Source organism: Limnohabitans sp. Hippo4 (assembly GCF_003063605.1).
Taxonomy (GTDB): domain Bacteria; phylum Pseudomonadota; class Gammaproteobacteria; order Burkholderiales; family Burkholderiaceae_C; genus Limnohabitans_A.
Window position 1 is genome coordinate 1,104,954 of sequence record NZ_NESE01000001.1, and the last position, 18,797, is coordinate 1,123,750.

Sequence of the window (18,797 nt, forward strand, 5' to 3'; positions counted from 1 at the left end):
GTCAAAATAAAAAAATGTGAATTGTTTACTTTTGCTCTGTCTGTGCAGCACGTGGCTTAGTGTCCACTGGCCAGCACAAAAGTCCTGTTAGCAGAGCCAATGCAATATGCAAGATGTACAAGGCATTGAAATCGATGCGTTGTAGCGTTGCATGACCCAACAATGCCACAGTGATCGACACGCCTAGCACTGAGCCAATTTGGCGCGTCGCCTGGTTGACCGCACTTCCAACAGCATAGTGTTCAGCGGGCAGGCGATTCACTGCCGCAGCAGACAAAGACGGCAATATCAAGCCCACCGAAATACCGCTCATCAACAAACCTGGCAACCAATGCGTCACATAGTTTGGCTCATTGCCGGGTACCCAAATAAACCAGAGGCTGCTTAAGGCATACAGCAGCGAACCACCCACCAAGAATCGTCGGTGACCTAAGCGTGAGGCCAGTCGTCCCGTGACGATGGCGGTTGGCATGACCAGCAGAGGGCCAGGTGTCACGGCCAGGCCTGCCTGCGGCAGCGAGTAATGCCACACACCCATCATGAAAAAGAAGAACCCCAGAAACATCATGGAGAAGGCCGTGCCAAATACCAACGTGGCAGCGTTCACATACCGGTAGGTGCGATGCTGAAACAGTGACAAATCGATCAGGGCATTGGTTTTCAATTTCGCCCAAAGTACAAAGCACGCGCAAGCCACTAGACCAGCACCAGCGACCAACACAATTTGTGAAGAGGTCCAACGCGACTCACCACTTTCAACAATGGCCAGTGCGATTGCACCGACTGCAAGCATCAACAACACCAGGCCGACGAAGTCTACGCTTCTACTTTGCTCAGGTTTAACCGCCTCCTCGATGCGCGAGGCACTGCGCCAGAGCGCCCAAATGCCAACGGGCAAGTTGATGTAAAAAGCCCAGGGCCAGCCCGCGCTGGCAGTCACCCAACTCCCCAAACTTGGCCCCACTGCTGCGGCTAGTCCGCCCACTGCTCCCCACAAGCTCACGGCCACAGCACGCTTTTCAGTCGGAAATGCGGCCAACACAATCGACATAGAAGCTGGTGTGAGCAATGCGGCGCCAAGGGCTTGAACAACCCGCGCGACGATGAGCCAATCGATAGAAGGTGCTGCACCGCAAGCCACAGAGGCGGCCAAGAAAAGTGTCAGGCCCAAACGGAAGATGCGGCGACGACCATGTGCATCGGCCAAACCGCCAGCAGGGATCAACATGGCAGCATAGACCACTGTGTAAGCGTTGAGCACCCAGGACAACTCGGCTGCAGAGGTGCCCACAAAACTCTTACGCAGTGCATCGAAAGCTGCAAACAACATCGTGCTGTCGATCGCCACCAAGAAGGTGGCACTGCATGCAATCCAAAACGCAGTCCAAGGAGATTTTGTGGACATGGATGCAGACTCACTTAATGTTGTTTGTATCGCTCAAGCAGCGATTGCCGTGCTTGAGCCAGAATGGCGCGGCCTTCTTTGCCGCCAAGCGTTCGCGCCAATTGCAAGGCACCGACCATCGTCGCTGTCACGACGGCGGCTTCATTCTCATCCGTCGGATCAGTCAGTGTCGATTGCACCAATGCGATCATGGCTGCCACTCTGCGACGCGCCTCCTCACGCACCACATCGTCTTGGCGTGTCATTTCAGAGGAGAGGGCAGCAACCACGCAGCCATCTTCGGATCGTTGCAAGTGGGCCTCATGCAAGTAGGTATCGACCAATGCTTTAAATCGCGAGCTGCCTTTGGCAATACGTCTCTCTATGACTTCTGACAAAGACTCGATGTTTTCTTGCCCTGCCCTGGCCATGGCTTCAACCACCAAGGCATCACGCGATTCAAAGTGAGCATAAAAGCCACCATGCGTCAGCCCAGCTTCCTTCATGATGTCGGACACACCAACACCGCGGTAGCCAGCACGGCGAATGGCCTTGGCTGCAACTTCAACGATGCGGGCATGACTGAGTTCTTTTTTGGACGGAGTGATTGACATGGGCAAATAATATGACGATCATCATATTATTGTCAAGCATTGAAAGTACATACATGAATCAGAAAAAAGCCATATTGGTCATTGGTGCCGGTGATGCAACGGGTGGTGCCATCGCCAAACGATTCGCACGTGAGGGATACATTGCCTGCGTCACAAGGCGGTCAGCCGATAAACTGAGCGCACTGGTGGACGAAATTCGCGCAGAGGGTGGAGAGGCCTATGGCTACGGAAGCGACGCGCGCAAGGAAGAAGAAATGGTCGCCTTGATTGAGCAAATCGAGCGAGACATTGCCCCCATCGAAGTAGCCGTCTTCAACATCGGTGCCAACGTGAGGTTTGGCATCACCGAAACTACTACTCGCGTTTATTTCAAGGTTTGGGAAATGGCATGTTTTGGTGGCTTCTTGATGGGCCGCGAAGTGGCCAAACGAATGTTGCCCAGGCAGCGTGGCACGATTCTGTTCACAGGCGCAACGGCAAGCCTTCGCGGCAGAGAAGGTTTTTCAGCATTTGCAGGCGCCAAACATGCACTACGCGCATTAGCGCAAAGCATGGCGAGAGAGCTCTGGCCCCAAGGCATTCACGTGGCGCATCCCATTGTGGATGGCGCCATCGATACCGAATTCATTCGCACCAATTTTCCCGATCGGTATGCCACCAAAGTGCAGGATGGCATTGTGTCGCCCGACAGCATTGCAGAACTTTACTGGCAAATACACCAACAGCCTCGCAATGCTTGGACGCACGAAATGGACATTCGTCCTTGGACGGAAACTTGGTAAATCAACCGAACAAAGGAGCCGCTATGACATCACCAACCGTTCAATTTCTTTTCGACTTTGGCAGTCCCAATGCTTATTTGTGCCACAAGGTCATCCCCGAGATCGAGGCCCGAACCGGGGTTCGGTTTGAGTATGTGCCCGTCTTACTGGGTGGCCTATTTAAGCTTGCCAACAACCGCTCACCCATGGAAGCCTTTGCAGGTATACCGAATAAATTGGCGTACGACAAACTTGAAATGAAACGCTTTATTTCAAAGCACAAGCTCGATCTGTTCCGCTTCAACCCTCACTTTCCAGTGAACACCCTGGCCATCATGCGCGGTGCAGTGGCAGCGAAGCAACTGGGCATGTTCGAGCCCTATGTCAATGCCATCTATGCCGGCATGTGGGAGGAATGCTTGAATCTGTCAGATCCCACCGTCATTCATGCAACGCTGGCCAAAAGTTCAATCAATGCAGAACTCGTTCTACAAGCCATTCAATCTGCAGAGGTGAAGTCGACACTCCTGGACAACACGCAGAAGGCATTTGATCGTGGCGCATTTGGATCGCCGACGTTCTTCGTAGGCCAAGAAATATTTTTTGGAAAAGATCGCTTGAGGGACGTGGAAGAAGCCATTACTTCAAGTTAGGCGCATCACGCGAGTCGGATTGCATTCAACAGAATGAATTTTGGAAGCTTGCTTTAAAAAACCAAGCATCCAATTGTTTTTTCATATACAAATGTCGATCTAATAAATTTACTCGGCCATCTCTTTTTCAAATGCCTTTGGATTGCGCAACAATTTTTGATAAGCGATTGAAGCATCCCCAGGATATATATCTTCAGTTCCATTAAGTAAGCCTTCCACAATTTCTGTGGCTAACACCGCAGGCGATAGCTTCGGACCATTTTGGTCTCGGCTCATCGTAGTGTCGACTGCTGTGGGATAAACGCCGCATACTCGTATACCTTTGCTCTTCCATTCTGCTCTTAGCGCCTGAGTCACAGAGTGGGCAGCAGCCTTGCTCGCACAATATGTTGCCATAGCGGGCAAATTTACATGGCTGAGGAAGCTCAAAACTTGTATGAATACACCTCCTCCGCGTGCAAACAGCATTGGTCCAATCACGGTTGATACATTGAGAAGACCAAAGTAGTTCACTTCCATTTCATTTCGTGCATTCTCTAGACCATTGACAACGCTCAGCCGAGCGTTACTGTTAATGCCAGTGCAGTTGATGACGACTGATATATCTCTGCTCTCGACTCTTTTTGCCAAATTCTGAACACTCTTCAAGTCTGTCACATCTACTAATTCATTTGAAATCGAATCGCATTCAAGCTGAAATTTAGCCTGGCGCTTCGATGCAACAATGATTGAAGCTACCCCATTTGCTATCAAGACCCGCGTTAGTTCTGAACCAATTCCACCAGAGCCTCCAAATAGCAATACATTCACACCCTCCAGTTGTTTGCTCATATGAACTCGCTTCTCCTTGAAAATAATTGCCATTTGCACAATTGAAAACAACCAGTAGTTGCCAACCGATACCGATTTCACAGTTGAAGATGGCATCCACATTAAACTTATAATTCAGTATACTGTATTTACTTATCAATAAATAGCTTCTGGAAACTACTGGCAAAATCAACAGATTGCCTTTAATGGAAACAAAATGGTTGACGCATCGTTCCAAATGTCTTCGCTCAACACACCAGAGCTAACAAAGAAAAACATTCGTGATCAGGTATACGACATACTTCGCGATCGAATGCATCACGGCCAAATTAATTTCGAAGATCGCTTGGTTGATCACGAAATCGCCGCAGAGTTGAATGTATCCAGAATGCCAGTACGTGAAGCACTACTGCAACTTAAGAATGAGGGCTATCTGGAAGGAACAACTAGAGGATTTGTTCTCCCGCAATTCACAGCGGATGACATTGCAAATATGTTTGAAATCCGATTACTTCTTGAACCTTCCGCAGCTGCAAGTTCTTGTACAAATGCAACAATTGAAGGCTTAGGCAAAATGAAACTTGCAGCTGAAGCTGCCGATCGCGCTCATAAAAAAGGTGACGTTTTAAGTTACATGCATTCAAACTGGTCGTTTCGTGCTACTTGGGTGGAAATGGTGCCCAATCGACATCTAATTCAAATCATTAATCGCTTGCGTGACCATGCACAAACAGTCCGCCTTGCAACTTTAAAAGACAAAGAATTTAGAGCCCTGTCACTGAAAAATACTCACGCCATACTGGATGCATTCATTAACAAAGATCCGCAAACGACGCAAGAAAGAGTTGCTCACAATCTTCGCATGTCCGCTGCTTCATACTATGCTACCCAAGAGTCGGAGATGAACGCTGAGTCAAGCGTGTTAATGGCAACACCACCGAAATCCTCAATTAGAAATCGTACAAAAGTTCGAAAACATGTTTAGGCTTGACCACTAAATTCAAAGAATTCTGACAATCTCAATTTTTTTGAACTTTAAAGAAACACATCAAATCAGACGTTTTTTCTTGACAAGCACAGCGTATTTCAGTGGCCTTGCATGGCCTTGAATAAATTGCTTCGGCAACAGCTCTCAACATTCCTGAAATGGCATGACAAACAGGTTTTTCACTTTGTTGGCTGCCATATGCAAATGGACTATTTCGAACCTCTAGTGATAATTGATCATCATGTTGAACAAAACTCCAACGACCCCAACCGAGGGAAGCTGAATTTTCAACCATGGTTGCAAGCAATGAGTCAACACCAACTTCTTCCAAATAGGACTGAACACTTTGTCCGCCATGACGGGTAACTGAATAGCCTAAGGCTTCGAGTGCTTTCAACCGAATATCGGGTTCCAAATGATCAAACGCGCCCATCAGTACATCTGGGCGCATGATCAAATAGCGTCTAGGACCGTCAAATACCTGGCCATTTTCGAGATCGAAATCTAACCGTTGGTGCAATCTTGTCTTTTTTTTCGCCATATCAATTTAATCAAGGGAATAACTGAATGGCTTCATGTGCAGTGTTCGCATTCAATAGGTTGACGCGTTTCATGACAATTCTGTAACCGTCAGCTGAAGAGCGCAATTTATGAATCCATGTTCCAGACAAGTAGCTCATCCTATCGCCCAATGTTTCCATATAAACAAAGGGAGTTTGGACAATGAGTTCCGACTCTAAACTAGACGCTGTTTCAATTTGAGGAGTTTGTATCACATGCAGACTACGAACACCTGGCACAAGAGAGTGGGCACGCGGACTTTCCAATCGTTTAATTCGAGTCGCGAGAAGGAATTTATCCTCGCATGCAAGTGATACGTGATTTTTAAAATCAACTTGATCTTCCCCTTTTAGTGGGACCCAATAAATTCCATCTTCAGCAAAAAGAGACAACCAATCTGTAAATTTTGCTTGATTTAGCAGTCGAGCTTCATTGAGAATGAACTCAATTGGGCATTGGCTAGGAGAATGTGTAGACATACAGTTCACTTATCTTCTGCTATGAAATGTGCCCATGCTTTAAATTGATTACGCATCAATTCTTCACTCGTACCTTTACAGGCCATGACATCCTCCATCACTTTCTCTTCCTCGTATCCGCGGTGTAGACTTACCCATGGATTTCCATCAGCGCTCAATCCTTTTTGAACGCTTTCAAATAAGTGAATGTCATCATGCGCCACGATTGACATTGGCGAAAAAACCAATTGGTTGTAGCTCATAGCCCTGTCTACAAGCAATTCGGGGGCTCCTTCTGCTCTGAAACTCCATGCTTCAATCATCATCCGATCGACAGAAATTGGCCGGATCACTCGCATTACCAAGGGAGCTCCTTTGACAGCAATGCTTGGATACAAGATAGAATTTTGTGGCGCTTTGCCCAATACATCTGAGGTACGTTCTTTTCCTAACCTTTTTTCCAGTGCAGCTACGTAGTCTGCAGGATATGCATAACCTGTATGGGTACTCATTCTCACTGCTAAGGCACTGTGTCCGTTTGGATAAACCTCCGCATCCAGTTGATTGAAAAAGTCATAGCCTGAAGCAAATGGCAGCAATTGCTCCACTGCCATTGGCATGACTTTTTCATTGCCTTTGTTAATTGCATCCCATGTTGATTTAGCTGATTTACCAACAGATTCATGTGTTGATACAGGGTGTACTGTATCGTTGATATTTTCAAGATACATTTTCCAATTGCAGCGAATCACATTGCGCAGTACACCGCCATGTATAAATAATTTCCCAGTTGGCGATCTGTCAGCCATGTTGTCCAACCACTGAAGGGATGCACCAAAGTATTCTTCGAAATTTATTCCCTCTGGATCTAGTCTTACAAATACAAAATCTCTGTAAACTGAAACACCGCCGACACGACCCAAGCCCTTACTAGACTCACATTGCAAAAATGAATTAGATTTGTATTCTTGTCTTAAGGGTATGCCTAACGGGGTTCCATCCAACTTGTATGTCCAAGCGTGATAAGGGCATTGCATGATCTTGCCGACATTGCCAAATTCATTCGTATACAGCTTGCTGCCCTTGTGAGCACAGCGATTAAAGAAGACACCAATCGTTCCATCGGTTTGCCTTACAACCAACAAAGGTCTCCCAGCCAAGTCCAGTGTTACATAGTCACCAACTTCGCTAATCTGACTTGCATGTGCGACGAAGTTCCAAGTTGAGGCAAAAAAACGCCTCTGCTCCTGCTCGAAAACAGCTTGACTCGTATAAACATCCCGATGCACCTTATCTGACTTGACCAAGCTGGAGGCACAAATATCAATTACAGGCTTCATGCTTAAAGTGATTCAAAGAAAGATTAAAAGTATACTGTATTCTTTTAATTGAAAATTAATCATGTCTCAAAATTTGCTGTTACGTGTTGCCAACAAAAGACTCATTGCAGAATCAGTTGTCCTGATCGATCTGAAATCAGGCTCAAATACGAAATTACCAGCCTTTTCTGCTGGTTCACATCTTCAATTTGAGCTTCCAGGCGGCCTCAAAAGAGCCTATTCACTTTGTAATGCTCCGAATGAAGGTGATATTTACCAAATTGCCGTTCAGTTGGAGCCTGCATCGCGTGGCGGATCCTTAGCCGTTCATAAAGAAATTCACGTAGGAGATGTGATCACTGCAAGTTTGCCGCAGAACTTATTCCCTCTTGATGAAACGGTGTGTCACTCGATCCTTATCGCCGGGGGTATTGGTATTACGCCCTTAATATCAATGGCAAAGAGACTTGAAAGCATTTCAAAATCTTGGGAATTGCACTACGCCACAAGAACAGTAGAACGATGTGCATTCAAAAGTGAAATTGAATCAGGATTTATGGCAAATCATACTCAGCTATATTTTGACCAGGGTGGCGGGCCAAAGCTTGATTTTGATGAGTTGTTTCAGAAAAAAACAAACACCTCACATGTTTATGTATGTGGTCCATCCGGCTTCATTGATCTTGTACTCACAAAAGCCAAAGATATGGGTTGGACAAGCGATCAACTGCATTATGAAAGATTCGGATCAAATCCATTAGAGTCGAAGACAGATCGAGCCTTCACAGTGGTTTTGGCGCGAAGTGGCATGACACTCGAAGTACCGGCTGAACGCAGTGTCATGCACGTCGTTCTAGATGCTGGTATCGACTTACCTGTTTCGTGCGAGCAAGGTATCTGCGGAACATGCATTACGGATGTCATCAGTGGTCGTCCAGATCACCGTGATCAGTGTCTCGACGATAGTCTAAGAATGACCAGTTTTACACCTTGTTGCTCAAGATCACTCGATGATGAACTTATCATCGATCTATAAATTAACTTACAAAAAATCCCCAACGGCGTCACTTCCGTTGGGGACTAGCTAACTTTATTCTGTTTAATTTATCAAGATTTGTTTACTTGAACCTGAATTAATCAGCCAAAACACCTGTCTCAAGAATCGTAGGACGATAGCGATCAATCTCAGATTTTATGAACCCATTGAACTGAGCAGGCGTCATTGGGCTTCTACTCCAACCAAGATCAGCAAAGCGCTTCCAAGTATCGGGTTGAGCCATCACTTTTTCTATCGCTGCGTTAAGGCGATTAACAATTGCAGTTGACGTACCTTTTTTGACTGCAGCACCAATCCACAAGTCCATTTGCATGGCAGGCACTCCAATCTCAGCAGCAGTGGGTACATTGGGCAGAAACTCACTGCGCTGTGCAGCAGCGACTGCAAATGGAACAGCTTTGTTGTTTCTAATCATGTTCAAAGTACCTGGTACGCCATCAAACAAAAGATCAATCTCATTTGTCATGATTGCTTGAAAAGCGGGTGGTGCTCCCTTATAAGGGACATGAGTGAATTTGCCCTTGGGATTAGCCCTAGACAACAAGTGTCCCAAAATATGCGGTGCAGTTCCAGGTCCAAATGAACCATAGTTGATATTATCACCAGCACTAACTGCATCTTTAAGGGTCTTGAGGCTGTTGATTTTTCCTGAAGGGCTACCATACAACACCATTGGCGTACGGGCTAACATGGCGACACCCTCGAAGTCTCTTACCGGTTGATATTGGATATTCTTATACAAAGTCGGATTGACAGCAAAAGCACCTACCTCAGCTAAAAAGATGGTGTATCCGTCTGCGGGAGCGTTAGTTACAGCGACTGCTGCAATCTGCGCACCACCGCCAGGCTTGTTCTCAACCACAATCGGTTGGCCAAGTTGAGCGCTGAGATCTGGGCCAATGGTTCGCATCATGGTGTCAACAGCACCACCAGGTGGAAATGGAATGACTACTTTAATAGGTTTTGATGGATATACATCTTGGGCTAAGCTGGAAATGCAAAACGCAACGATGACGAATCCTAAAATTGCTTTCATGAGATTTTTCATTTGATATTCCTTTTCAAATCATTAATAAATTGAGTGTTTCAAAGCTAGTTGGTAAATCAAATTAATACTTACCACTAAGGAGTTCACCTGCGTGCGGTACGACTGTTTCCAATCCAAGTTCTTTGAGCATTTTGTAAGTGGTACAGACAGAAGCAGAAATCACTGGAATGCCAACTTGCTCTTGAACTTTTGCAATCACTGGAAGCGATGGCATCTGAACACACGCAGAAAGAACTAAAGCATCTGCGCCCGCTAAATTCAAACGTTTGTAAATTTCAATCAGTTTTTCAGGGTCATGGCGCCCTACTTCTATGTTGTCTGGAATTTCTAAAGCGACATGATCCAAAACTTCGAATCCTTCGGCCTTCAGATAGTCAACAACCAATTGAGTTAGTGGCTTTAGATAAGGGCAAATCACAACAATACGCTTTGCCCCTAAGGCTTGAAGACCTTCTACCAACGCTCCTGCACTTGTCACGACTGGCGAAGGTGCACCGTTTTCTAAAGTTCTTTGATGCAATCGTTCTTGGGACTTTCGGTGATATCCCAATCCCATGCTCATGATGGCGACAAGGCATGCATATCCTAAAACATCAACTCTGGCATCACTCAATTCAACAGCACAACGATCGCTGTCACGGTCCATTGCTTCGAGTTCCTCCTTCACCACTTTTTTCATGCGCATACGGCTTGAGTGGAATGTGAATCGCTCTGGTCGAATTGTCTGACGTGCCAGCAACATTGCTGGAATTTCAGTTTCCATCGTGGTGTTAGAAGAGGGAACGATTTGTCCGATTCGGTATTGAATTTGGTTCATGAGTGACCCCCGTTTTCAGTCAAGGACTTATTAGTAACCGTTAACAGATCGGGCATATCAAGGTTCAAATCATCATGAAAAGTTGCTGGCTGCATACTTCTCCGATTGACTCTTAGATCAAAGACATCAAATCGGTTGTATTGACCTGTGATGTCATGCATCTGCCTAGGCTGGATACATTTTGAAAGATCAATGTCGGCATAAACGATACCTTCTTGATCGATAAGTGGCGACCCAACAAGCCGACCATCTGGGCCAATGACGCCGGAGAATGCACTGTTTTTCCTTGATAGCAATGCACCACTACCTGGAAATGCATCTTCCATGGAAGCAACAATTTCAGGTGAAATTGTGGAACAAGAAACTACAGTAAATACCTTACCCTCGAAAGAATGTGCCATAGCTCTGACTTTGATGGCTTCTGCCATGTCGTAATCAGGCGGCGCTACGGGCAGCGATATGTAACTTGCCAAATGAACTAACTCACCTTGTGCCAAAAGTGCGAATCTTGCCAAAGTATTTGTATTTTCACCGCAGGCCAACATGCCTATTGGGCCAATTTCTGTTTGATGGACTCTTAACCCCGCACCATCGCCTTGAGCCCAACTCATTTTTTCAGCCCACGTAGGAACTAACTTTCGATGCTTACCAATGAGTGAACCATCTGGGCCAATCAACAACATGGTGTTGTAAATTGTCGTTTGACTGTTGATCGCACGCTCATTCAGGCCAATAGCAACATGAATTTCACAATCCTTAGCAGCTTGCGCGATTCGTGCAACTTCCGGGCCGGGCACTTCTATCGCAGATTCGCATAAGCGTTGGAACCAAGGACTTGCCGCAATAGGATTAGCGACCCAACTCCAGTAGGGATAAGCTGATACGAATACCTCTGGAAATACAACCAATGAAGCACCACCCATCGATGCTTCATGAATCAAGTTGATGACTTTTTCGATCGTTGCAGCTGTATCTAAAAATATGGGAGATGCTTGAACAGCTGCCACCTTAAAGCGTGAGAGTTTGGCCATTATTTATAACCTCCTCAAACCGCAACAACAGGATGACGGATTTGCCCAATTCCCTCGACGCAGGCTACAACTACATCACCAGGTTTAAGCCACTCTTGAGGATTTCTTCCTGCACCAACACCCTCTGGTGTACCACTTGCAATGATGTCGCCCGGCTCTAGCGTAATTCCCGAACTGATATCCGAAATCAATTGATTAACTTTGAACAACATGTGCTTGGTGTTCGATTTTTGTTTGATTTCTCCGTTCACAGTAAGCCAAAGGTCCAATGTTTGTGGGTTTGGAATCTCGTCAGCAGTGACAATGCAAGGACCAAATGGACCATAGCTGTCTTGCCCCTTAGAAAAAATCCACTGTCCGGCACGTCTGCAATCACGAGCACTGACATCAATCATGACGCTATAACCGAAAACATAATTTAAAGCGTCATCAACTGACACTCGCGAAGCGCGTTTGCCCATCACAACTGCCAGTTCAACTTCCCAATCAAGTTGTTGCGTGAGAGCAGAATCATGTCGTATTGGCTCATCAGGACCAATAACTGTTGTAGGTGGTTTAGAGAAAATGACTGGCTGCTTGGGTAAGTCTTTGGAAGTGTCCAAAGTACGGCTGGATTCAGCAACATGCTCAACGTAGTTCAACCCGATTCCAAAAATATTTTTGCGTGGACGAGGAATAGGCGCTAGAAGCTGAACATTAACTGCGGGAACAGAACATCCAGGTTGCCATTGCCCATTTGCAGAAGCTATTAATTGTTTCAATAAACGCAACGCGGAAGGACCAAGATCAATGAACGCCAACATGCATGAAGGCAGCTCAAAACCACAACTTTTTGCGAAATGCTGAACATCAACAATTTCGTCCATTTGAACTACGCCAAGGCGGGCTGATTCAACGATAGACGGACGATAAGTTACTAGATGCATAAAGACTCTTCTTTCTAAATTAAGTGGAGGAAACTAGTTGATGACCACCGTCAGATTCCAAGGCTTGTTCGCGGTAGAGATTTAAACTTTTCATGACTGGTAAATCACTGAAACAGAATAAGCATGCGTCTTCTGTTTTTTGTGTGTTGACATGTTCATGCCACGCCCATGAGGGAACACAAAAAATGTCACGCTCTTTCCAGTCCATTCGCTTGCCATTGACAACAGAGTAGCCTTCACCTTTTGCTACTTGGTATAAAAAGCTACCTGTATGTCGATGTGCGCGTGTATGTTCTTGTGGCCTGAGTAATTGCATACTTGCGCCAATAGTTGGCATCACAGACCCTCCCGTTAAGGGGTTGATGTAATGCATCAAAATGCCATCCCAAGGCGAGCCATCACTGACCTTTGACATTTTCCTGAGAGCCTCATACGTTGGCCCCCACTCGTATTTGAACAAGGGTGAATAGGATTTATTCCACCCATGATCGTGTGGCATCAGCGCTACGCCACCCCATGTATGAGTTGGATCATCAACTGGGTATAAAATTTTTTGATGTAAATCTGGATGAACTTCATAAAAGTTCGCTTCCAAAGAATTCACCAAAGGAATATCGAGACCGTCCTGCCATATACAGGGCAATCCATCTTCTGAAACACCATGCTCATGCCACGTGCCATTTGGTGTTAGTACAAAGTCATTAGCACCCAGTGTCATCTTGTGGCCATCGACGATGGTGTATGCGCCTTTGCCCTCCATAATGAATCGCAATGCTGATGCTGAATGTCGATGCGTTGAAGCACATTCACCTGGGTGCATGACCTGAAGACCAGAATAAAGCCATCCGACAGCAGCTGATACTTCTCTTCGACCAGGATTATTAAGATAGATAACTCGCCTGCCCGCTTTTTCAGGTGTTACTAAATCAACCGAACGCAAGACAGGTTCGCGCAATTCACTGTATCGCCAGATTACAGGTACAGATTCAGATTTGGGTTCCCACGGTTCGATTTTGTTCGCAACCGTCCACAATGCACCCGCCTCGTATTTTTCTAGATCGCGGTAGTACTCAATTAACTCTGGCGTGTCTTCGACATTTGCTCGACCAATCACATCCTCTTTGAAACTGTCATATCTAGTCTTATTACTCATAAAGACACCTTTCTCAAATTTTTTCCATTTTTCAATATTTCACTAAAAGTATACTGTATTCTTTTAAAAATAGACGGGGGAATACCCTTGCCATCACATGCGGATCTAAAGTTATTGATTTATGCGGGACGCCGCATTTTTTTAAGATTTCCAGAGCCCACGCTGTAATAGTCTGCTGGTCCACCTGATCTGACAATGCGGCTCAGGTCACCCCAATCAAAATTGCTACCCTGAATCAAACGCTTGTCAATGCTTACTCCCACTACTTCAGCAATCAGCATGTGACTTGCGAGTGGCAAGCCCTCTCGATCCTTTAAAGTGAAATGAGAAACAACTTGGCACTCCAATGAAACTAGTGAACGCGCAACACGAGGTGTAGAAATAAGGCTAGAAGGAGAACTCTCTAAATTAGTAAGCTCAAATTCGCTACCTTCAATAGATGCGCTACTTAAGTTCATTGCTTCGGCCAAATCGTCTGTGACTGTATTCACAACAAACTCGCCCATCTCGATTGCATTCTTTAGCGTGTCTTTAATGCCATCACTTGCAAATGCAATGATGGGAGGTGCATAGTTAAAAATTCCAAAAAAACTATACGGTGCTAGGTTCAATTGTCCATTGCGATTAACTGTGGAAATCCAAGCAATTGGCCGAGGTCCAACAATGGATGCTATGGGATTGTGTGCAAGTCCATGACCCATGCGGGGTTCATAAAAATAACGGGTGCTCACAAGATTACCAACTCGCAATCAATCGATTACTTGGAATACTGTTATCGACAATTTTGTCGGCAGCCAAAGAACCAATGACTGGCAAATTTTTAATGTCGAGTAAGCCAATTTGAGCAAGGACAGAAGCTTGATCCCAATATATATGCTCATGACAAAGCTTGTTTCCTCGAAAGCGCACTACACCAACTAATCCGAATCGAACCTTTTTACCTGTTGGCTCTACACCTGGAAGCAACCACTCCATCCGTTGAGTATGGGTGAAACTAAAAATAACTTCATCTACAACTTGTCGAACTCCAACTGTACGTGAGATGGTCAGTTGTGCAGTGTCATCCGGATTCGAACCAATGAAGTAATCACGATAGAAACGGTGCAAATCTATATAGCCGACTCCACCAGTCATGGTGGGAATATGATTGACATACGGTTGCGCCACCATCGTACTCATGGTTAAGTCAACATCACGCGTTTTAAATTCGTAATCTAGATGAGCCTCCCAAAGAGACTCTAAGTCGTATGCGGGTCCTACCAACGGCACAAGAAAATTAATGGTGCGGTCATAAGCATGTCGTGCAGCATCTGCATTGAAATGCAAAGAGCCCTTCCTTGCAAAAGCATGCTCGCAGTCCGCATAAAAATGTGCTTTAAGGTTTCCAGTCGCTGCGCTGCGGATCATCGATTGAGTTTCTTCAGGACAATAATTGTCATTTTGAGCTACGTGTAATAGTGCAGCTTTTCCATTTGGAATTTTTTTTGTAACTAAATTCTCAAGTCCTACTCCGTAGTAAGAAACGGAAGCCGTCACATCGGTCTCAAATAGGGAACGAAGTGCTAAACGACCACCGAGACAATAGCCAACGGCTGCTACAGGCCCATGGCATTGAAGATTCTCTCTTGCAAAATCAATTACACGAGCGATATCCGATATAGCTTCTTTATCGTCAAATTTTTCAAGCAAGGAAAAAGCTTTTTCCATTGCCGTTGGATCTGTTGGATTGATGTCAATGCCAATACCTTGACGCCAAAATAAGTCTGGTGCTACAGCAACATATCCTTCGGCTGCAAAATCCTCACAAATCTGACGAATATTTGCATTGATACCAAAAATTTCTTGCAACACAATCAGAAGTGGACCTTTAGTCTCAGTAGGTATTGCAATAAAAGCACTTAAGCCGTCTGAACCAATAGAAGTAAGCTGAGTCATGATTTTCTTAATGAGTGAGAATTTCAGAAATGCAAATTGCACCATCTTGGAGGTGCATCAGCGCGACCGACGTACCAATTGAAGGCGAAAAAAAAGCTGCCGCAATCACTTGCGCACTTTTCTCCACTTCAACTTGCACCAAGTATTCAAATTGACAATTTTCAGGAATGCGGTGAACCCGAGTAACTGCCTTTACTTGTCCACGGTCAATAGGAGTAGACTTAAATTCAAAGCTGCCGCATGCATGGCAGCGCAATCTGGCCGGAAAGTAAAGTGAACTGCAGCGAGTACAGCGAAAGAATGAAACCATCATTTAATTCCTTCTAAAATGACGGCATTGGCACTCATTCCGTATCTGTATTGAACCATCCCATACCCAGTAACCAGGGCGGTGTCTGCGACTTTCAGTTGACGCTCACCACACCGACCTCCAAGCTGCTGAATTGCTTCCACTAATCCATGCATCCCGCCAGCAGCACCTGCTTGTCCCACAGACAATTGCCCACCCGACGTATTGATGGCTATACGATTTTCGATAACATCTTCACGTAAAAATCGACGAATATTCTGCGAAGACACTATGCCAATATCTTCAAGTTGTACGAGCGACATAACTGGATAGTCGTCGTACACATTAATCAGATGAATGTCACTTGGTTTGAGTTTCGCATCAGCAAATAGGCCATCAGCAATTTGTGACAGTCCTGTCGATAGCCCACTGCCGATTTGATTGTCAAAATTGTGCATGCCTTTTATGGCCTTTACGCGCACACAACCAGAACGATTCCGCACCTCGTCAACGTGGCTGATTAGGATTGCGTTAGCTCCAGCGACCACAGGTACACAATCAAAAACCACCAAAGGATCTGAGACAGGTGAAGCCTCCAAATATTCTTGGATCTTCATTGGATTTCTATAAACAGCGTTTGGATTCTTGGTAGCATGCTTACGTTGCGCAACCACAAGCTGACCATAATCGCTTCGCTCAAGGCCATGTTCAGCCATATGTTTTTGCGTAATTAATGCAAAAAGCGAATTTGGGTTAGCAATCCCCAAGGGGGTTAAATATTGCCTAGTGGTTTGGTTGTAATTTGCAACCAGGTCTTTGAAATCTGATGCGTGAAATGCATCTCCAGCGAGAAGGACAATGTTACGCGCTTGCCCCGTTTCAATAGCAGCTATGGCATGTTGCAGCAGATTAATTCCGGACACGCCACCATTACTGTCGTCCATCCACCATGAAAGCTTCAAGCCCAATTGCCATGCCATATCAACACAGCGGTCTGGTTTGAGTGAGAAGGAAGCAACACCTAGTCCATCAATTCTGTTGACATCTACTTCTAGTTGACTTGTTAGTTGCTCAAAAGCATGACCCAACCACTTTATCGTTGTTTCTTCTGTTTTTCGGCGATAGGGCACCTCTATAGCACCTTGAATTAGTGCCTTATTCATCTCTTAACCACATGTCCAGTAGTACTCAAATCCCAGGTGTCACGGGTTTTACCTTGTTCTCGCAATTTATATTTTTGAACTTTTCCGTTTTCAGTTTTCGGTAGTTCTTTCATGACTCTTAAATACTTGGGGACCGCAAAATAAGGTAATCGAACTTCAGCCCATTTGATGATTTCTAATGGTTCATATGCCACACCTTCTTTTAAGACCAAGGCGCACATAACCTCATCCTCTGCGAGGTCAGATGGAACGGCATATGCAGCAATTTCTGCTATCGAATGATGCGCACCTACAACCTGTTCAACTTCGAATGACGAAATATTTTCACCACGCCTTCTGATGCTGTCTTTCATCCGATCGAGAAATCGAAAATATCCTTCCTCATCCCTGACTACTCGATCGCCTGTGTGAAACCACAGATTCCGCCATGCTTCAGTAGTCTTCTCAGGCATCTCAAAGTAGCCAAGTGAAAACGCGAAAGGATTACTATTTCTGAGAATTAATTCACCAGGCATACCGTTTGGTACTTCGTTGTCTAATAAATCAACAACTTTGGCATCAAAGCCCTCAACCACTTTACCCATTAAACCAGGTCGACGCTCGTTGCGAGGTGTACAAATTACAAAATTAGTTTCTGTTGATCCATATCCGTCTAGCATCTTGATTCCAGTTCTACTTTCAAAGGACTGGTAATGCTGGGCTGATGCCCCTGGCGCCAGAGCAGTTCTAACTTTATGAGCGTTCTCCGAGGCATCTGGCTTTCGCGACAAAAGCATTGGAATCATTGCGCCTAACAAGTACGTAATAGTTGCTTCAGTTTTAGCCAATTCCTCATAGAAATGTTTAACTGAAAACTTCCCCCCCAGTACGATTTTTCCACCACACATCAGTGCTTGGTAAAAAGTATTTAGTGCATTGACGTGAAACAAGGGTAAGCACGTGTACAACACATCTTTTTCATTTATTCCAATATTTTTGATTGAATGCAAACCCCACCAAAATAATTGTGCATGTGAACACATTACGCCTTTTGAAGGACCTGAGGTTCCAGATGTGTACATGATCATTGCAGGCAACGTTGCATCTGCTTTTGACTCTTGTATTTTTTCAGCTCTTTTAACTTCAGCGAAATCTTTGATTTTGATTAAATTGCTTCTTTGGTCAAATGAATCTAATGACCAAATCATTTCCAATCCTTTGATTGATTCTTCGCTGGCTTCATTAGCACTTTCAAGATTTGCAATCAAAGTTGGCTCAGTTATAAATACTTTTGCTCTTGAATTTCTGAGGTAATAAGCCAATTGACTACCTCTTGACGCAGTATTGATAGGCACTAATATCAGACCTAACAAGGCACAACCCGTAAATACCGATAGAAATTCAATGCGATTATTTAATTGCACTGCAACACGATCTCCAGCTATCAGCCCTGATTCTTGCAATGCTTTTGCAAAATCTGTTCCATGCTTTAACAGCGTTTCAGCATCTAATTTGCTTTCACCCTGCACAATCAATTGACTCTTTGGAGCGGCCACCTGGCGTTGCCTGAGCATTGGAATCAGGTGTCTATCAGCAGCAAGTGGATTCAAGGGGAACTTCATTAATTCAGTAAATCTTAGTTAAAGTTACAAAAGTATACTGTATTCTTTTTAAAAATACCGATGTTCGTTGTTCTTTTCCACTTAACTTTGATGGGTTTCCCAGGTTCTGTCGCAATAAGGCCGTCGATGGACAATGAGCGATGGCACCACTGCAACTTCAACTGTCAAATTCCACCCTGCGGCGGGTGATCAAGCGATTGCATTTCCCGCTGGAGATCATGCTGGTATG

General features: G+C 45.1%; 20 protein-coding genes and 1 pseudogene. 5 read left to right on the top strand and 16 right to left on the bottom strand.

Annotated features, from left to right (window positions below; genetic code table 11):
• Positions 1 to 25 precede the first annotated feature (25 nt).
• Together B9Z46_RS05225 and B9Z46_RS05230 are read right to left on the bottom strand one after the other, a co-directional pair.
• Complete coding sequence (locus tag B9Z46_RS05225) at positions 26 to 1,405, bottom strand: DHA2 family efflux MFS transporter permease subunit (protein ID WP_108254770.1); 1,380 nt, start codon at positions 1,403 to 1,405, stop codon at positions 26 to 28.
• A 14-nt stretch (positions 1,406 to 1,419) separates the two neighbouring features.
• Entirely contained in the window at positions 1,420 to 1,998 is a 579-nt protein-coding gene (locus B9Z46_RS05230; RefSeq protein WP_108254890.1) for a TetR/AcrR family transcriptional regulator, read from the bottom strand.
• A gap of 53 nt (positions 1,999 to 2,051) precedes the next feature.
• Between B9Z46_RS05230 and B9Z46_RS05235 the strand changes: the two genes are divergently transcribed.
• On the top strand, positions 2,052 to 2,780 hold the full coding sequence (locus tag B9Z46_RS05235) for an SDR family oxidoreductase (protein ID WP_108254771.1): 729 nt from the start codon (positions 2,052 to 2,054) through the stop codon (positions 2,778 to 2,780).
• Positions 2,781 to 2,803: 23 nt separating this feature from the next.
• A complete protein-coding gene (locus tag B9Z46_RS05240) occupies positions 2,804 to 3,412 on the top strand; it encodes a 2-hydroxychromene-2-carboxylate isomerase (protein WP_108254772.1) in 609 nt (202 codons plus the stop codon).
• 108 nt (positions 3,413 to 3,520) lie between these two features.
• Here the strand turns inward: B9Z46_RS05240 and B9Z46_RS05245 are convergent, their stop codons facing one another.
• Positions 3,521 to 4,276, bottom strand: coding sequence for an SDR family NAD(P)-dependent oxidoreductase (locus B9Z46_RS05245; RefSeq protein WP_158268401.1), 756 nt, complete (start codon positions 4,274 to 4,276; stop codon positions 3,521 to 3,523).
• Positions 4,277 to 4,439: 163 nt separating this feature from the next.
• Here B9Z46_RS05245 and B9Z46_RS05250 point away from each other — a divergent pair, with 163 nt between their 5' ends.
• Positions 4,440 to 5,207 carry a GntR family transcriptional regulator gene (locus B9Z46_RS05250; RefSeq protein WP_233245916.1) on the top strand — a complete coding sequence of 256 codons (768 nt, stop codon included), beginning with the start codon at positions 4,440 to 4,442 and terminating at the stop codon, positions 5,205 to 5,207.
• A 34-nt stretch (positions 5,208 to 5,241) separates the two neighbouring features.
• On the opposite strand, the gene B9Z46_RS05255 is transcribed toward B9Z46_RS05250, so the two are convergent.
• From B9Z46_RS05255 to B9Z46_RS05265, 3 genes are read right to left on the bottom strand one after another with little or no spacing between them, the layout of a single operon-like run.
• Positions 5,242 to 5,751 carry a V4R domain-containing protein gene (locus B9Z46_RS05255; RefSeq protein WP_108254774.1) on the bottom strand — a complete coding sequence of 170 codons (510 nt, stop codon included), beginning with the start codon at positions 5,749 to 5,751 and terminating at the stop codon, positions 5,242 to 5,244.
• Positions 5,752 to 5,761: 10 nt separating this feature from the next.
• Positions 5,762 to 6,250, bottom strand: coding sequence for an aromatic-ring-hydroxylating dioxygenase subunit beta (locus tag B9Z46_RS05260; protein ID WP_108254775.1), 489 nt, complete (start codon positions 6,248 to 6,250; stop codon positions 5,762 to 5,764).
• A 5-nt stretch (positions 6,251 to 6,255) separates the two neighbouring features.
• Positions 6,256 to 7,569, bottom strand: a complete 1,314-nt coding sequence (locus B9Z46_RS05265; RefSeq protein ID WP_108254776.1) for a Rieske 2Fe-2S domain-containing protein — start codon at positions 7,567 to 7,569, stop codon at positions 6,256 to 6,258.
• Positions 7,570 to 7,630: 61 nt separating this feature from the next.
• Between B9Z46_RS05265 and B9Z46_RS05270 the strand changes: the two genes are divergently transcribed.
• Positions 7,631 to 8,584, top strand: coding sequence for a PDR/VanB family oxidoreductase (locus B9Z46_RS05270; protein ID WP_108254777.1), 954 nt, complete (start codon positions 7,631 to 7,633; stop codon positions 8,582 to 8,584).
• Between the two features lie 97 nt (positions 8,585 to 8,681).
• Here the strand turns inward: B9Z46_RS05270 and B9Z46_RS05275 are convergent, their stop codons facing one another.
• The 10 genes from B9Z46_RS05275 to B9Z46_RS05315 form a co-directional block, all read right to left on the bottom strand.
• Complete coding sequence (locus B9Z46_RS05275) at positions 8,682 to 9,653, bottom strand: tripartite tricarboxylate transporter substrate binding protein (RefSeq protein ID WP_108254778.1); 972 nt, start codon at positions 9,651 to 9,653, stop codon at positions 8,682 to 8,684.
• A gap of 61 nt (positions 9,654 to 9,714) precedes the next feature.
• Positions 9,715 to 10,470, bottom strand: a complete 756-nt coding sequence (locus B9Z46_RS05280) for an Asp/Glu racemase (RefSeq protein ID WP_108254779.1) — start codon at positions 10,468 to 10,470, stop codon at positions 9,715 to 9,717.
• A complete protein-coding gene (locus tag B9Z46_RS05285) occupies positions 10,467 to 11,501 on the bottom strand; it encodes a carbon-nitrogen hydrolase family protein (RefSeq protein ID WP_108254780.1) in 1,035 nt (344 codons plus the stop codon). The genes B9Z46_RS05280 and B9Z46_RS05285 overlap by 4 nt, the downstream gene beginning before the upstream one ends.
• Positions 11,502 to 11,515: 14 nt before the next feature.
• Positions 11,516 to 12,427, bottom strand: coding sequence for a fumarylacetoacetate hydrolase family protein (locus B9Z46_RS05290; protein ID WP_108254781.1), 912 nt, complete (start codon positions 12,425 to 12,427; stop codon positions 11,516 to 11,518).
• Between the two features lie 19 nt (positions 12,428 to 12,446).
• Positions 12,447 to 13,580 carry a cupin domain-containing protein gene (locus tag B9Z46_RS05295; RefSeq protein WP_108254782.1) on the bottom strand — a complete coding sequence of 378 codons (1,134 nt, stop codon included), beginning with the start codon at positions 13,578 to 13,580 and terminating at the stop codon, positions 12,447 to 12,449.
• Between the two features lie 119 nt (positions 13,581 to 13,699).
• The gene (locus B9Z46_RS05300) at positions 13,700 to 14,281 is read right to left on the bottom strand and encodes a flavin reductase family protein (RefSeq protein ID WP_108254783.1); all 582 of its coding nucleotides are present in this window, start codon (positions 14,279 to 14,281) and stop codon (positions 13,700 to 13,702) included.
• A gap of 34 nt (positions 14,282 to 14,315) precedes the next feature.
• The gene (locus tag B9Z46_RS05305; RefSeq protein ID WP_108254784.1) at positions 14,316 to 15,515 is read right to left on the bottom strand and encodes a dienelactone hydrolase family protein; all 1,200 of its coding nucleotides are present in this window, start codon (positions 15,513 to 15,515) and stop codon (positions 14,316 to 14,318) included.
• Positions 15,516 to 15,522: 7 nt separating this feature from the next.
• A complete protein-coding gene (locus B9Z46_RS15045; protein ID WP_158268402.1) occupies positions 15,523 to 15,825 on the bottom strand; it encodes a zinc ribbon domain-containing protein in 303 nt (100 codons plus the stop codon).
• Positions 15,825 to 16,967 (bottom strand): thiolase family protein, encoded by a 1,143-nt coding sequence (locus B9Z46_RS05310; protein ID WP_108254785.1) that lies wholly within the window; start codon positions 16,965 to 16,967, stop codon positions 15,825 to 15,827. Before B9Z46_RS05310 ends, B9Z46_RS15045 begins: the two co-directional genes overlap by 1 nt.
• Complete coding sequence (locus B9Z46_RS05315; protein ID WP_233245917.1) at positions 16,964 to 18,556, bottom strand: AMP-binding protein; 1,593 nt, start codon at positions 18,554 to 18,556, stop codon at positions 16,964 to 16,966. The genes B9Z46_RS05310 and B9Z46_RS05315 overlap by 4 nt, the downstream gene beginning before the upstream one ends.
• 152 nt (positions 18,557 to 18,708) lie before the next feature.
• On the opposite strand from B9Z46_RS05315, the pseudogene B9Z46_RS15200 reads away from it, so the two are divergent.
• Positions 18,709 to 18,797: pseudogene (locus B9Z46_RS15200) on the top strand (IS6 family transposase); the annotation flags it as partial.

Coding starts and splice junctions, on each gene's coding strand:
- B9Z46_RS05225 (WP_108254770.1), bottom strand. CDS start 1,405: ATGTCCACAAAATCTCCTTGGACTGCGTTTTGGATTGCATGCAGTGCC.
- B9Z46_RS05230 (WP_108254890.1), bottom strand. CDS start 1,998: ATGTCAATCACTCCGTCCAAAAAAGAACTCAGTCATGCCCGCATCGTT.
- B9Z46_RS05235 (WP_108254771.1), top strand. CDS start 2,052: ATGAATCAGAAAAAAGCCATATTGGTCATTGGTGCCGGTGATGCAACG.
- B9Z46_RS05240 (WP_108254772.1), top strand. CDS start 2,804: ATGACATCACCAACCGTTCAATTTCTTTTCGACTTTGGCAGTCCCAAT.
- B9Z46_RS05245 (WP_158268401.1), bottom strand. CDS start 4,276: ATGGCAATTATTTTCAAGGAGAAGCGAGTTCATATGAGCAAACAACTG.
- B9Z46_RS05250 (WP_233245916.1), top strand. CDS start 4,440: ATGGTTGACGCATCGTTCCAAATGTCTTCGCTCAACACACCAGAGCTA.
- B9Z46_RS05255 (WP_108254774.1), bottom strand. CDS start 5,751: ATGGCGAAAAAAAAGACAAGATTGCACCAACGGTTAGATTTCGATCTC.
- B9Z46_RS05260 (WP_108254775.1), bottom strand. CDS start 6,250: ATGTCTACACATTCTCCTAGCCAATGCCCAATTGAGTTCATTCTCAAT.
- B9Z46_RS05265 (WP_108254776.1), bottom strand. CDS start 7,569: ATGAAGCCTGTAATTGATATTTGTGCCTCCAGCTTGGTCAAGTCAGAT.
- B9Z46_RS05270 (WP_108254777.1), top strand. CDS start 7,631: ATGTCTCAAAATTTGCTGTTACGTGTTGCCAACAAAAGACTCATTGCA.
- B9Z46_RS05275 (WP_108254778.1), bottom strand. CDS start 9,653: ATGAAAAATCTCATGAAAGCAATTTTAGGATTCGTCATCGTTGCGTTT.
- B9Z46_RS05280 (WP_108254779.1), bottom strand. CDS start 10,470: ATGAACCAAATTCAATACCGAATCGGACAAATCGTTCCCTCTTCTAAC.
- B9Z46_RS05285 (WP_108254780.1), bottom strand. CDS start 11,501: ATGGCCAAACTCTCACGCTTTAAGGTGGCAGCTGTTCAAGCATCTCCC.
- B9Z46_RS05290 (WP_108254781.1), bottom strand. CDS start 12,427: ATGCATCTAGTAACTTATCGTCCGTCTATCGTTGAATCAGCCCGCCTT.
- B9Z46_RS05295 (WP_108254782.1), bottom strand. CDS start 13,580: ATGAGTAATAAGACTAGATATGACAGTTTCAAAGAGGATGTGATTGGT.
- B9Z46_RS05300 (WP_108254783.1), bottom strand. CDS start 14,281: ATGGGTCATGGACTTGCACACAATCCCATAGCATCCATTGTTGGACCT.
- B9Z46_RS05305 (WP_108254784.1), bottom strand. CDS start 15,515: ATGACTCAGCTTACTTCTATTGGTTCAGACGGCTTAAGTGCTTTTATT.
- B9Z46_RS15045 (WP_158268402.1), bottom strand. CDS start 15,825: ATGGTTTCATTCTTTCGCTGTACTCGCTGCAGTTCACTTTACTTTCCG.
- B9Z46_RS05310 (WP_108254785.1), bottom strand. CDS start 16,967: ATGAATAAGGCACTAATTCAAGGTGCTATAGAGGTGCCCTATCGCCGA.